At 64.8% G+C, this 13,437-nt stretch carries 14 protein-coding genes; 9 read left to right on the top strand and 5 right to left on the bottom strand.

Annotation, left to right across the window (positions count from 1 at the left end; all coding sequences use genetic code 11):
- Positions 1 to 399, bottom strand: coding sequence for a nuclear transport factor 2 family protein (locus EL191_RS16950; protein WP_041979827.1), 399 nt, complete (start codon positions 397 to 399; stop codon positions 1 to 3).
- A gap of 112 nt (positions 400 to 511) precedes the next feature.
- On the opposite strand from EL191_RS16950, the gene EL191_RS16945 reads away from it, so the two are divergent.
- From EL191_RS16945 to zapE, 3 genes are read left to right on the top strand one after another with little or no spacing between them, the layout of a single operon-like run.
- On the top strand, positions 512 to 1,102 hold the full coding sequence (locus tag EL191_RS16945) for a GNAT family N-acetyltransferase (protein ID WP_041979828.1): 591 nt from the start codon (positions 512 to 514) through the stop codon (positions 1,100 to 1,102).
- A complete protein-coding gene (locus EL191_RS16940) occupies positions 1,099 to 1,983 on the top strand; it encodes a carbon-nitrogen hydrolase family protein (RefSeq protein ID WP_041979829.1) in 885 nt (294 codons plus the stop codon). Before EL191_RS16945 ends, EL191_RS16940 begins: the two co-directional genes overlap by 4 nt.
- Entirely contained in the window at positions 1,980 to 3,098 is a 1,119-nt protein-coding gene (gene zapE / locus EL191_RS16935) for a cell division protein ZapE (protein ID WP_041979832.1), read from the top strand. The genes EL191_RS16940 and zapE overlap by 4 nt, the downstream gene beginning before the upstream one ends.
- Position 3,099: 1 nt before the next feature.
- Here the strand turns inward: zapE and EL191_RS16930 are convergent, their stop codons facing one another.
- Positions 3,100 to 3,648: a cysteine hydrolase family protein gene (locus EL191_RS16930; protein ID WP_041979834.1), complete on the bottom strand. Its 549-nt coding sequence runs from the start codon at positions 3,646 to 3,648 to the stop codon at positions 3,100 to 3,102.
- Positions 3,649 to 3,742: 94 nt separating this feature from the next.
- On the opposite strand from EL191_RS16930, the gene EL191_RS16925 reads away from it, so the two are divergent.
- A complete protein-coding gene (locus EL191_RS16925) occupies positions 3,743 to 4,717 on the top strand; it encodes a GlxA family transcriptional regulator (protein WP_017362695.1) in 975 nt (324 codons plus the stop codon).
- Here EL191_RS16925 and EL191_RS16920 read toward each other — a convergent pair.
- Positions 4,714 to 5,388, bottom strand: a complete 675-nt coding sequence (locus EL191_RS16920; RefSeq protein WP_041979835.1) for a DUF1028 domain-containing protein — start codon at positions 5,386 to 5,388, stop codon at positions 4,714 to 4,716. The two genes, EL191_RS16925 and EL191_RS16920, sit on opposite strands and share 4 nt — an antisense overlap.
- Positions 5,389 to 5,530: 142 nt before the next feature.
- Here EL191_RS16920 and dsdA point away from each other — a divergent pair, with 142 nt between their 5' ends.
- Positions 5,531 to 6,886 carry a D-serine ammonia-lyase gene (dsdA, locus tag EL191_RS16915; RefSeq protein WP_041979836.1) on the top strand — a complete coding sequence of 452 codons (1,356 nt, stop codon included), beginning with the start codon at positions 5,531 to 5,533 and terminating at the stop codon, positions 6,884 to 6,886.
- 75 nt (positions 6,887 to 6,961) lie between these two features.
- Here dsdA and EL191_RS16910 read toward each other — a convergent pair whose 3' ends face one another.
- Complete coding sequence (locus EL191_RS16910; protein ID WP_013716649.1) at positions 6,962 to 8,485, bottom strand: fumarate hydratase; 1,524 nt, start codon at positions 8,483 to 8,485, stop codon at positions 6,962 to 6,964.
- A gap of 288 nt (positions 8,486 to 8,773) precedes the next feature.
- On the opposite strand from EL191_RS16910, the gene EL191_RS16905 reads away from it, so the two are divergent.
- From EL191_RS16905 to EL191_RS16890, 4 genes are read left to right on the top strand one after another with little or no spacing between them, the layout of a single operon-like run.
- On the top strand, positions 8,774 to 9,901 hold the full coding sequence (locus EL191_RS16905; RefSeq protein WP_013716648.1) for a GGDEF domain-containing protein: 1,128 nt from the start codon (positions 8,774 to 8,776) through the stop codon (positions 9,899 to 9,901).
- A complete protein-coding gene (locus EL191_RS16900; RefSeq protein ID WP_041979837.1) occupies positions 9,894 to 10,832 on the top strand; it encodes an iron-sulfur-binding ferredoxin reductase in 939 nt (312 codons plus the stop codon). Before EL191_RS16905 ends, EL191_RS16900 begins: the two co-directional genes overlap by 8 nt.
- A gap of 56 nt (positions 10,833 to 10,888) precedes the next feature.
- Positions 10,889 to 11,662, top strand: coding sequence for an enoyl-CoA hydratase (locus tag EL191_RS16895; protein WP_041979838.1), 774 nt, complete (start codon positions 10,889 to 10,891; stop codon positions 11,660 to 11,662).
- Positions 11,662 to 11,865, top strand: a complete 204-nt coding sequence (locus EL191_RS16890) for a hypothetical protein (protein ID WP_013716645.1) — start codon at positions 11,662 to 11,664, stop codon at positions 11,863 to 11,865. The genes EL191_RS16895 and EL191_RS16890 overlap by 1 nt, the downstream gene beginning before the upstream one ends.
- 54 nt (positions 11,866 to 11,919) lie before the next feature.
- Here the strand turns inward: EL191_RS16890 and pyk are convergent, their stop codons facing one another.
- Entirely contained in the window at positions 11,920 to 13,371 is a 1,452-nt protein-coding gene (gene pyk / locus EL191_RS16885) for a pyruvate kinase (protein WP_041979839.1), read from the bottom strand.
- Between the last annotated feature and the right edge of the window lie 66 nt (positions 13,372 to 13,437).

Below are 13,437 nucleotides of genomic sequence, written 5' to 3'. Positions count from 1 at the left end.
TCAGCAAACCTGAGCGATCCAGTCATTCAGGTTGTAATAGTTGCTGATGCGCGCGACCTTGCCGTTTTTGATCTCGAAGAAGGCGCCAGCCGGCAGTACGTAGGTCTGGCCGCTGGCCGGTGGCAGGCCTTCGTCGTCGGCCAGGTATTCGCCGTGCACCACGAATTCGGCGGCGGCGCGGTCGCCGGCGGCGTTCTGCATGACCACTATGTCGGCCAGGCGCTCGCGGTAGCAGCGGTTCATCTTGTCCATGAAGGCGGCGAAGGTGGCTTTGCCAACCTGGCGCTCGCCCTGGTTGATATCGTGCACCACGTCCTCGGCCAGCAGGTCGAGGAAGGTGGGCATGTCGCCGGCGTTGAAGGCGGCGTAGTAGGCCTGTACCAGTTCGGTGGCGGTCATGGCTAAGTTCCTTTCGTAGCGTGGTTAGTGGTGGATTGGCACGCATGATAAGTTCGCGCCTTCGAGCCGGCATAGCCGCCGGCGTCACCCTGCTGCTGGCGAACGACTCCAGATGGACATCGAATTGCTCCGGGGGCCGCAGATAGCCCCCCATATCGAAGACCTGGCGCATTTGCGGATTACGGTCTTCCGCGAATTTCCCTACCTCTACGACGGCAGCCTCGACTACGAGGCCGAGTACCTCGACACCTATGTGCGCAGCGCCGATAGCCTGTGCGTGCTGGTGCGTGATGAGGGGCGAGTGGTCGGTGCCTCGACGGCGCTGCCGCTGGCCGATGAAACCCTGGAGTTCCAGCAGCCGTTCTTATCGGCGGGTTGGGATCCGGCGCGCATTTTCTACTGCGCCGAGTCGGTGGTGTTGCCGGCTTGGCGCGGCCATGGCCTGGGTGTGCGCTTCTTTGCCGAGCGCGAGGCGCATGCGCGCCAGTTGGGGCGTTTCGACTGGTGCGCCTTCTGCGCCGTACAGCGTCCGGCCGATCACCCGCGTCGCCCCGCCGACTACCAACCGCTGGACGCCTTCTGGGTGCGCCGCGGCTATCGCCATCATCCCGAACTGCACACCCAGTATCATTGGCGTGATCTGGACGAAGCCGAGGAGTCGGCCAAGCCCATGTCATTCTGGTTGAAGGAACTCGCTTCATGATCAAGGTTGCCGCCTGCCAATATCACATCGACCTGCTGACGAGTTGGGACGCCTACGCCGAGCACCTGACCGAGCTGTGCGAGAACGCGGCCGGGCAGGGCGCCGAATTGCTGCTGTTGCCGGAATACGCCGGGCTGGTGCTGACCGGGCAGTTGCCGGAAGCCCAGCGCAGCGACCTGCATGCTTCTATCGAGGGTATTCAGGCGCTGCTGCCGCGCTGGCTGGAACTGTGCGAAAGCCTGGCGAAGCGGCTGCAGATTCATCTGCAACCCGGTTCGGTGGCCGTGCTGGATGATGATGGCCTCTACCGCAACCGCGCCTGGCTGTTCGGCCCGGAGGGCTGCCTGGGCAGTCAGGACAAGCTGATGATGACCCGCTTCGAGCTGGAGCAGTGGCAGATTGCGGCGGGCAGCGGGCTCAAGGTGTTCGACACAGCGCTGGGCAAGCTGGGCATCCTGATCTGCTACGACAACGAATTTCCGCTGCTGGCGCGCACCCTGGCCGAGGCCGGTGTGGACCTGATCCTGGCGCCCAGTTGCACCGATACCGAAGCGGGCTTCTATCGTGTGCGCATCGGCGCTCAGGCTCGTGCTCTGGAAAACCAGATCGCCGTGCTGCAGTCGCCCACGGTTGGCCTGGCGCCCTGGTCGCCGGCGCTGGACGAGAACATCGGCCGCGCCGCGCTGTACGTGCCATCGGACTACGGCATGCCGGCCACTGGCGTGATCGCCGAGAGCGCGGAGCTTTGCCCCGCACGCAGCCACTGGCTGTTTGCCGAGCTGGATCTGGCCGAGGTGCGCCGCGTGCGCGAGCAGGGCCAGGTATTCACCCGGCGCGATTGGCCAAAGCAGTTCGAAGGCAACCGGCTGGTGCTGCGTTGAACGCGCCAGAGGTATTGCCAGGCTCGCCGCTGGCCGCCTACGAGCAGGCCCTGGCAGGTGGCTTCGTCGCCGATGCCGCACAGCGTCGAGCAGTCGAGGCGCTACAGCAGTGTCATGAGGCCGTGCATCGCGGCGAATGCCCACCCGGCGTGTACCTCTGGGGGCCGGTGGGGCGCGGCAAGACCTGGCTGATGGACAGTTTCTACAACAGCCTGCGGGTGCCGGCGCGGCGCCAGCATTTCCATCACTTCATGCAGTGGGTGCATCGCCGCCAGTTCCAACTCACCGGCAATGCCGACCCGCTGCGTCTGCTGGCCGAGGAGCTGGGGCGCGAGGTGCGTGTGCTGTGCTTCGACGAACTGTTCGTCAGCGATATCGGCGACGCCATGTTGCTCGGCCGCCTGCTCAGCCTGGTGGTGGAGCAGGGTGTGGTGCTGGTGGCCACTTCCAACCAGCCGCCGGATCAGCTCTATGCCGATGGCTATAACCGTGAGCGCTTCCTGCCAGCCATTGCCGCGCTGCAGGCGCATATGCAGGTGGTGACGGTGGACGGCGACCAAGATCATCGCCTGCATCCCGGTGCAGAGGTGCAGCGCTACTGGCTGCGACAGCCACAGGCGTTGGCCGAGCAGTTTGCCCGTCTGAGCGAGGGGCAAGCCATCAGCAGCGAGCCGGTCGAGTTGGCTCACCGGCGTGTCTCGGCCCTCGGCCATAGCCCGACGGCGCTATGGTGTCGCTTCTGTGATCTGTGTGAACAGCCGCTGGCCGCAGCCGATTTCATTGAGCTGTGCGAGCGCTTCCCGGCCATCCTGCTTGGCGAAGTGCCGCGCCTGGGGGGCGAGCAACGCGAGGGGCGCATCGCCCGTGGCACCGAGGACGGTGCCGAGCGGGTCGATGCCGGGGATCGGCAATTGCCAGCTTTGTCTCGTAACGACGATGCGGTGCGCCGCTTCATCGCCCTGGTCGACGAGTGCTACGACCGCCGCGTGCCGATGTATATCGAAGCCGAGGTGGCGCTGGATGAGCTGTACACCCAGGGCTACCTCGGCTTTGCCTTCCGCCGCACGCTCAGCCGTTTGCGCGAGATGCAGCTGGAGCGCTTCGGGGCAAGCTGATTCAGCCGGCCAGGTACTGCTCCGTGGACACCACACTCGCATAGGCGAAGGCCAGTGCGGCCATATAGGCGGCGTGAACCTGAGCAGCCGCAATCGATTGCCCTTCGAATTCCTGGTCACGCGTTGCGCAGGCATCGTGGATCACCGTGGTGGCGTAGCCGAAGTCGCTGCTGGCACGTGCTGCAGCGTCGATACACATATGACTCATGGCGCCAACCAGGGTGATCTGCTCGATGCCGGCGGCGTCCAGCTGAGCCTTGAGGTCGGTGCCGAGGAAGGCGTTGACCCGATGCTTGAGCACCACCACTTCGCTCGCCAGGGGCTGCACCTGCGGATGGATGTTCGCACCAGCGCTGCCGGGGACGAAGAAGGGCGCGTCGGCGCTTTCGAATTCATGGCGTACATGGATCACCTTATCGTCCGCCTGGCGTGCTGCCGCCAGCACGCGGGCGGCGTTGGCGGTTGCTCCTTCCATGCCTTCGAGCGACCACTTGCCGCCGGCGAAATAGTCGTTCTGGATGTCGATCAGGATCAGGGCGCGCTTGCTCATGGTTGTCTCCGTGGGATGATGTGCGGCAAACCTTATCGCCCTGGCGCGCCTGCGAGGATGGGCGCGGCCGACAATCTGCGGGGAAAAACTGACAATGAGCGAACGCTGTCTGGAGATCGGCCTGTTGCGCTACCCCGGTGCCCAACTGGCAGCGGTGTATGGCCTGGGCGATTTGTTCGCGGTGGCCAATCGCATGGCCGCCGGGCAGGGGCGTGAGGGGCTGCCTCGGCTGCGGGTCAGTCACTGGCAGGCCGATGAAACAGGACAGCTTCAGCGCATGTTCGACAGCCTGCCGCAGGCCGAGGGTACGCCGCAGGTAGTGATCTTGCCGCCCTGTCTGGACGATGCTGCCGAGCAGCCGCTCGCTGCCGTGTACCGTGACTGGCTGCGTGCACAGCACGGCGCCGGCGTGCTGCTGGCTTCGGTCTGTGCCGGCGCCTTTGCACTGGCCGAGTCCGGTTTGCTCGATGGGCGCACTGTGACTACCCATTGGGCGTTGGCAGCGCAGATGGCGGCGCGTTTTCCGCAGGTGCAGGTACTGCCCGAACGCATGGTGATCGATGACGGTGACCTGATCACCGCCGGTGGTCTGATGGCCTGGACCGATCTCGGTCTGGCCATTGTTACTCGCCTGCTGGGGCCGACCATCGCCGCCGAGACCGCGCGCTTTCTGGTGGTGGACCTGAACCGTGAATCGCAGCGCCATTTCAGCAGCTTCGCGCCCAGCCTCGATCACGGCGATGCCGCAGTGCTCGCCGTGCAGCGCTGGTTGCAGGGGGAGGAGGGCGCCGAGGCGAGCCTGGCCGATATGGCCGCGCGTGCCGGGCTGGGGGAGCGCACCTTTCTGCGTCGCTTTCGCGCCGCCACCGGGCTGAAGCCCACCGAGTACTGCCAGCAGCTACGTGTGAGCAAGGCGCGCGAAATGCTCGAGTTCACCCGCCAGAGCATCGACCAGGTGGCCTGGCAGGTGGGGTATCGCGACAGTGGCGCGTTTCGCAAGGTCTTCACCCGTCTGGTGGGCCTGTCGCCTGGCGATTACCGGCGGCGTTTCGGCACCACCGCGCGTTAGACCGAGTCTTCCGCCGCCTTACCTGCCGGATTGTCGCGGGTCGGCATGGCGAGAATCTCCGGCAGCACTTCACGGGCGAATACGTCATGCAGGCGACGCAGCTCGGCCACTGGGTCGAGATGGTGGTCGACGCGGATGTCCCACAGCGGATACGCCTCCTGATCGACCACGTAGATCACCGCCGAGGATTCGCCGTGCCGGTCGCCACCGCAGCGGTCACCGGCTGCCAGCGCCTCGATCAGACGCTCGATCAGCGGACGTTCCTGCGTCTGGCGAAAGGCGTCGGCGACGGCATCCAGCACCTGCGGACCGACCAGGCGGTTACCCTGTACGGAGAATTGCTCGCCGGTCAGCGAGCCAGCCCAGGGAATGCACTTTGCGCCGGTCCAGCAGGCGCTGTCGCCCTGAGCGTCGATCAGCGCGCACTGGCGCAGCTCCATGCAGGGATCGGTATCTTTTAGTCGCTCCAGCGCTTCCTGCGCCGAAAGACCCTGGCGCAACAGAGCCAGGCCATCGAGACCCAGGTATGGGTTGACCTGCGCCTGAGTCGCCACTGCGCCGGAACCGGCTGCGGCGTGGCTGAGCAGTTTGCCGACGGCGGGCATGGCGGTGGCTGCAGCGACGCCGAACTGTCCGCTGCGCGGGCACCGGGCGATGATGGAAAAGGTCATGGCAACTCCTGGGCGATTTTTCAGCTTAGGCCTCCCGCAGGCCGTTATCGTTCCGCTAGCTGGCCGATGCCGCGACCTTTGCCAGATCGGCCAGGGCATCGTCTAATGCGCGCTGTTCACTGCCTGCTATGAGGAATACCGCATGATCCTTGGCCAATCGCTTGGGCAATGGCGTGCCGAGTTTCCGCTGCTCGACGAGCTGATCGCCCTGCGCGAGATTCATTGGTTCAACCCGGCTGTGGCGCCCGTTGCCGAGGCACTGGGTGATGTCGGTTTGAGCGCTGCGGATGTGGCTGAGGCCCGCGCGCGCCTGGAGCGCTTTGCGCCTTACCTGGCCCGAGTGTTCCCGCAGACGGCCGCGAGCGCCGGCATCATCGAGTCGGACATTCTGCCTCTGCCGCATATGCAGGCCTTGCTGAGTGCAGAGATCCAGGGCGAAGGCGAGATTGGCGCGCTATGGCTCAAGCGCGACAGTCACCTGCCTATTTCCGGTTCGATCAAGGCCCGCGGCGGTATCTACGAGGTGCTCAAGCATGCCGAGGAGCTGGCGTTGGCGGCCGGGCTGCTCAGCCTCGATGACGATTACGCCTGCCTCGACAGCGACGCGATGCGCGCTTTCTTCGGCGGCTATCAGGTTGCCGTCGGTTCTACCGGCAATCTGGGCCTGTCCATCGGCATCATCAGCGCGCGCCTGGGTTTCCAGGCCACGGTGCATATGTCCGCCGATGCGCGTCAGTGGAAGAAGGACAAGCTGCGCGCCCATGGCGTGACCGTGGTCGAGTACGCCAGCGACTACAGCGTTGCCGTGGAGCAGGGGCGGCGGCAGGCTGAAGGCGATCCGCGTTGCCACTTCGTCGATGACGAAAATTCCAGGCACCTGTTCCTCGGCTACGCGGTGGCCGGCGAACGCCTCAAGCAGCAACTGGCGACGGCCGGTGTCGTGGTCGATGCCGAGCATCCGCTGTTTGTCTACCTGCCCTGTGGCGTCGGCGGTGGGCCGGGTGGCGTGGCCTTCGGCCTGAAGCTGGCGTTCGGCGATGCGGTGCACTGCCTGTTCGCTGAGCCGACGCACTCGCCGTGCATGCTGCTCGGCGTGCACACCGGCCGACATGAAGAGCTGGCAGTGCAGGATTTCGGTATCGACAACCGTACCGCGGCCGATGGCTTGGCAGTCGGTCGACCATCGGGCTTCGTCGGCCGCGCCATGCAGCGACTGATTGATGGTTACTACACGGTCAGCGATGAACAGCTGTTCCGCTACCTGGCGTTGCTGGAACAGACCGAGGGCCAGCGGCTGGAGCCTTCGGCCCTGGCCGGCATGCCGGGCGTATTGCACGTGCTGGGCGAGCAGCAGGGCTACCGCCAGCGCATGGGCCTGACGCCGCTGCGCATGTCGCAGGCGACGCATCTGGTCTGGGCAACGGGTGGCAGCATGGTGCCCCAGGCTGAAATGGACAGTTACCTGACGCGTGGCCGGCAACTGTTGCAGGACGCCTGACGGGCTGCGGATTCATGCCCTGAAAACGCAAAAGCCCGGCACATGGCCGGGCTTTTTGCTTTGCAGCGTTGACGCTTACTTCACTTCCACCGCCAGGCTTTCGGCGATCTTCTTGTTCCAGATCGCTGGGCCGGTGATGTGTACGGACTCGCCGTTGGTGTCGACCGCGACGGTCACCGGCATGTCCTTCACTTCGAACTCATAGATGGCTTCCATACCGAGTTCTTCGAAGGCCAGCACCTTGGACTTCTTGATCGCCTGGGCCACGAGATAAGCGGCGCCGCCGACGGCCATCAGGTACACGGCCTTGTTGTCCTTGATTGCGTCGATGGCGATCGGGCCGCGCTCGGATTTGCCGATCATGCCCAGCAGACCGGTCTGCTCGAGGATCTGACGGGTGAACTTGTCCATCCGTGTGGCAGTGGTCGGGCCAGCCGGACCAACCACTTCGTCACCGACCGGATCGACCGGGCCGACGTAGTAGATGAAGCGACCTTTCAGGTCCACCGGCAGTTGCTCGCCCTTGTTCAGCATGTCGACCATGCGCTTGTGCGCAGCGTCGCGGCCGGTGAGCATCTTGCCGTTGAGCAGGACGGTCTCGCCCGGCTTCCAGCTCTGCACGTCTTCCGGGGTCAGGGTGTCGAGGTTGACGCGGCGCGCGCTCGGGCCGGCTTCCCAGACGATTTCCGGGTAAGCGTCCAGATCCGGCGCTTCCAGCGAGGCCGGGCCGGAGCCGTCGAGCACGAAGTGAGCGTGACGGGTGGCGGCGCAGTTGGGGATCATGCACACCGGCAGGGAGGCGGCGTGGGTCGGGTAATCCATGATCTTGACGTCAAGCACGGTGGTCAGGCCGCCCAGACCCTGAGCGCCGATGCCCAGCTGGTTGACCTTCTCGAACAGCTCCAGACGCAGCTCCTCGATACGATTCTGCGGGCCGCGAGCCTGCAGTTCGTGGATGTCGATGTGCTCCATCAGCACTTCCTTGGCCATCACCGCGGCCTTCTCGGCGGTGCCGCCGATACCGATGCCGAGCATGCCGGGCGGGCACCAGCCAGCACCCATGGTCGGCACGGTCTTCAGCACCCAGTCGACGATGGAGTCGGACGGGTTGAGCATGGCCATCTTCGACTTGTTCTCGGAGCCGCCGCCCTTGGCCGCGACGTCCACTTCCACCTTGTCACCGGGGACGATGGAGTAGTGGATCACCGCCGGGGTGTTGTCCTTGGTGTTCTTGCGGGCACCTGCCGGGTCGGCCAGGATCGAGGCGCGCAGGACGTTTTCCGGCAGGTTGTAGGCGCGACGCACGCCCTCGTTGATCATGTCGTCGACGCTCATGGTGGCGCCGTCCCAGCGCACGTCCATGCCGACCTTGATGAAGACGGTGACGATGCCGGTGTCCTGGCAGATCGGGCGGTGGCCAGTGGCACACATGCGCGAGTTGATCAGGATCTGCGCCATGGAGTCCTTGGCGGCCGGCGACTCTTCCTTCAGGTAGGCCTCGTGCATGGCCTGGATGAAGTCGACGGGGTGGTAATAGGAGATGAACTGCAGTGCGTCGGCAACGCTCTGAATCAGGTCGTCCTGCTTGATCACGGTCATTGGGGCGCTCCTCTATCAGGGAACATCAACAAGGAAGCGCCGGACAACGACCCGGCGCAACGGCGAAAAACTGTCGGGAGCGATTTTCACGTCGCTCGCGACGGTCTGCTTAGGTGGCCGCCACACAGGGCAGCAACAAAAAAGGCGCGGCAGTATACCGCGCCGGTCGTATAGGGCACAGCCGCCTAAGGTCGATGATGCTAGCTGGGTGGGCGGTTATCGGCTCGCTAGGCAATCTGTGATCACAGGGGTAGAGTAAAGGCCAGATGCCAGTATGGGATGGAGCCCATGAGCTCAACCACTCGTCGGGGCACGCAGCGCAGCCTGCAAAGCCTACTGCTCAAACGCTTCGCCATGGCCTTCGCTACCTACGCGATGATGGCGCTCGTCTGCTGGTTCGCCGTATTCAATGGTCTGTTTCTCGGCTCCATCAGCACGGCCGTCTGGCTGAGCCTCGGCGTGTTCGGCAGTCAGCTGGTATTCCTCTGGCTTTTTCTTTCCGGGCGCAATCTGCGATACGAGGACCCCAGCCTGACCGAGGCCCAGGTGCTGGTGGCGCTGGCCTGGCAGCCGCCGGTGCTGGCGCTGTTCGACAGCGCACGCGGCGTGATGATGGTCTTCTACGTGTTGATCCTGTTGTTCGGCGTGTTCCAGTTGCCGCCCCGGGTATTCGCACGATGCGCGGCCTTCGGCTTTTTCGGTTTCACCGCGATGGTGCTGGTGGAGGCCTACCGCATGCAGTTGGTGGACCCGAGCATGGCCTGGCTGCAGGTGTGGGTGCTGTTCATCCTGCTGGTCTGGCTGTGCCTGTTCTCCAGCTACGTGCAGGCCATGCGCAAACGCATGCGCCAGCGCAGGTTTGCCTTGCAGGCGCATCAGGACACCCTGCGCGGGATGATGCGCCAGCTCGAGGAGTTGGTCGCCACCGACGAGTTGACGGGGCTGTTCAACCGCCGCCATTTCCTGCGCCTGGCCAGCCGCGAGTTGGAGCATCTAGGGCATGGCCGTCAGCACGGCCTGGCACTGATCGATCTGGACCATTTCAAGCGAATCAACGATGCTCATGGTCATGCCGCTGGTGACCGGGTGCTGCAGACCTTCGCCGCGGTAGCCCGTGCCTGTCTGCGTGACGGCGATATCGTTGCCCGCTACGGCGGTGAGGAATTCGTTCTGCTACTGCCCAATACCGATGCCGACCAGTTCACTGCCTGTTGCGAGCGGCTGCGCGAGGCGTTCGCCAAGGCCGAGCCGGTGGGGGTGAAGCTCGAGACGCTCAGTCTTTCCGCTGGCATGACGCTGCTGGTCGCTGGCGATGATCTCGACGAGGCCCTGCAGCGCGCCGACCAGGCGCTTTACCAGGCCAAGCGCGGTGGCCGTAATCGTTGCGATGCCAGCTGGGAGCGTGCGGGTGCCTGAGCTGCGTGTCGGTGGCCAGTTGTTGCAGGTCGCCCAACAAACCAACTTGCTCGATGCATTGCTCGGTGGTGGTGTGGCCGTGCCCTACAGTTGCCGAGCCGGCAGTTGTCACGCCTGCCTGGTGCGTTGTGTGGACGGCGAGCCATTGGACCTGCAACCCGAAGCGCTGGCGGCCGACAAGCGCGCAGAGGGCTGGCGCCTGGCCTGCCAGTGTCGAGTAGAGGGGGATCTGCAGGTCGAGCCCTTCGACCCAGAGCGCGACGGCCTGGCAGCGAACGTGATCGCCCTGGACTGGCCCAGTCCGCAGGTCTTGCGCCTGCGTTTGCAGCCGGCGCGGCCGCTGCGCTATCGCCCCGGGCAGCATCTGCTGCTGTGGAGCGAGCAGGGAGTGGCACGGCCTTATTCGCTGGCCAGCGTGCCGGGCGAAGACGACTGGCTGGAGTTTCATCTCGATTGCCGCATGCCTGGTGCGTTCTGTGATGCAGCGCGACGCCTGCAGGTCGGTGATGGGTTACGCCTCGGTGAATTGCGGGGCGGCGCGTTGCATTACGACCCTGACTGGCAGGCGCGACCGCTCTGGTTGCTGGCTGCTGGTACCGGGCTGGCGCCGCTGTACGGGGTGTTGCGTGAGGCATTGCGTCAGGAGCATCGGGGTGCCATTCGCTTGCTGCACGTGGCGCATGACTCGGTGGAGCATTATCTGGCCAGCGAGCTTCAGGCGCTGGCGGAGCAGCATGCCAACCTGCAGGTGGAGCTGGTGACGGCGGCGCAGCTGCCGGCTGCTTTGGCCGAACTGCGCCTTGTTTCACGACAGACCCTCGCCTTACTCTGCGGCCATCCAGAGACGGTCGACAGTTTCGCGCGGCGCCTCTACATGGCCGGTTTGCCGCGCAGCCAGATGCTCGCCGACGTCTTTCTCACTCGCGCGTAGGCTGTGCCGGTCAGGTTCGACGCCGGTGCTTGCATCGTATCCATTGGAGCCCAGGCATGAGCGAACACCTGCTTATCGAACGCGACGGCGGTCTGTTGACCCTGCGCATGCATCGCCCGGACAAGAAGAATGCACTGACCCGTGCCATGTACGCCGGCATGGCCGAAACACTGGACCAGGCGGAGCGCGACCCAAGCGTGCGTGTGGTACTGCTGACTGGTGGCGAGGACTGCTTCACCAGCGGCAACGATGTCGCCGATTTCATCCAGGCGCCACCGAGCGGGCTCAACAGTGAAGTGTTCCATTTCATGCGCGCGCTGTTCGACTTCAGCAAGCCGGTGGTCGCCGCGGTGGCCGGCCCGGCGGTGGGCATCGGTACCACCTTGTTGCTGCATTGCGATCTGGTCTACGTCGCCCGTGGCGCACAGCTGAAGATGCCTTTCGTCAACCTGGGACTGTGCCCGGAATACGGCTCCAGTCTGATCTTGCCGCGCCTGCTGGGCCACGCGCGTGCTGCCGAGTTGCTGTTGCTCGGTCAGGCGTTTACGGGGGAGCAGGCGGCGGCCTGGGGCTTCGCCAACCAGGCACTCGACGACGGCGCTGCGACGCTGAGCAAAGCGCGTGAGATGGCGCAGCGTTTCCTCCAGTTGGCGCCGTCGGCGGTTGTCGACAGCAAGCGCCTGATGCGCGCGCCGGGGCGTGAGGAGTTGCGCAGGGTGATTGAGGAGGAGGGCGCGTTGTTCGGTCAGCGACTGCGTTCGCCTGAGGCCATCGAGGCGCTGACCGCCTTCATGCAACGGCGCCCGGCGGATTTCACGAGGTTCGCCTGATGGACAGTGCCGCACTGCTCTGGGGCCTGCTGTTCGGCAGCATTGGCCTGGGATTCGTCATCTATGGGCGGCGCCAGAGCAAGCCCGTGCCTTTTCTCTGTGGCCTGGGGCTGATGGGTTTTCCCTATCTGATCGATGGCACATTGTGGTTGGTACTGATCGGCTTGACGCTGATCGCCATTGCCTATTTCGTCCGCACCTGACAGACAGAAACGAAGAGGCCGCTCGAAGAGCGGCCTCTTGCATTCACATCTGGATTACACCATCTGATCGCCGACGTGGAGGATCTTCATGGTGTTGGTGCCACCCGTGCCGTGGTAGCTGTCGCCCTTGGTCAGGATGACCCAGTCGCCGGGTTCCACGACGCCGCGCTTGAGCAGCTCGTCCACAGCCGCCTGGCTGACCTTGTTCGCCGGCAGCGAGGCCGGGTCGAACGGCACGGTGTAGACGCCGCGGAACAGCGCCACGCGGGCCTGGGCTTCGCGATGCGGGGTGAAGGCGAAGATCGGGATCGACGAGCGGATGCGCGACATGATCAGCGGGCTGTAGCCACTTTCGGTCAGGCTGATGATGGCCTTGACGCCCGGGAAGTGGTTGGCGGTGTACATGGTCGCCAGGGCGATGCTTTCGTCGCAACGCTCGAAGGTGCGGCCCAGACGGTGGCTGGACTGCTTGCTGGTCGGGTGCTTCTCGGCGCCCAGGCACACGCGGGCCATGGCCTGCACGGCTTCGACCGGGTATTCACCGGCGGCGCTTTCGGCCGACAGCATCACCGCGTCGGTGTAGTCCAGCGCGGCGTTGGCCACGTCGGAAACTTCGGCACGGGTCGGCATCGGACTGTGGATCATCGACTCCATCATCTGCGTAGCGGTGATCACCGCTTTGTTCAGGCGACGTGCGTGGGCGATGATCTTCTTCTGGATGCCGACCAGCTCGGCGTCGCCGATTTCCACGGCCAGGTCGCCACGGGCCACCATTACTGCGTCACTGGCGCGAATCAGGCCGTCGAGGGCTTCGTCATCGGCCACGGCTTCGGCGCGTTCGATCTTGGCCACCAGCCAGGCGGTGCCGCCGGCTTCGGTGAGCAGGCGACGGGCGTAGTCCATGTCGGCGGCATCGCGCGGGAAGGACACGGCCAGGTAATCCAGATCCATTTCGGCAGCGACCTTGATGTCGGCCTTGTCCTTGTCGGTCAGCGCCGGTGCGGTCAGGCCGCCGCCGCGGCGGTTGATACCCTTGTTGTCCGACAGCGGGCCGCCGATCACCACGCGGCAATGCAGCTCGTCGGCGCCCTTGAGCTCGACGCGCATGACCACGCGGCCATCATCGAGCAGCAGTTCGTCACCGACATCGCAGTCCTGGATCAGCGCCGGATAGTCGATACCGACCACTTCCTGGGTGCCGGCGGTGCGCGAGTGGCTGGAGGAGAGGCGGAACAGGTCGCCGTCCTTGAGCTCGATACGCTTGTTCTCGAATTTGGCGATACGGATTTTCGGGCCTTGCAGGTCGCCGAGCAGGGCGACATGACGGCCGTGCTTGGCAGCCAGTTCGCGGACCAGGGCAGCGCGGGCCTTGTGGTCGTCCGGTGTGCCGTGGGAGAAGTTCAGACGGGCCACGTCGAGACCGGCGAGGATCAGTTGCTCCAGCACTTCCGGCGAGCTGCTGGCCGGGCCCAGGGTGGCGACGATTTTGGTGCGGCGAAAGGTCATGCACGAACTCCCTAGTGAACTATGCCAGGGAGGCTACTACGCCATTCAGCTGTAGTCATTGTTCCT

It is taken from the genome of Pseudomonas mendocina, from assembly GCF_900636545.1.
In the GTDB taxonomy this organism is placed as follows: domain Bacteria; phylum Pseudomonadota; class Gammaproteobacteria; order Pseudomonadales; family Pseudomonadaceae; genus Aquipseudomonas; species Aquipseudomonas mendocina.
This window is presented reverse-complemented; position numbering and strand designations above follow the sequence as displayed.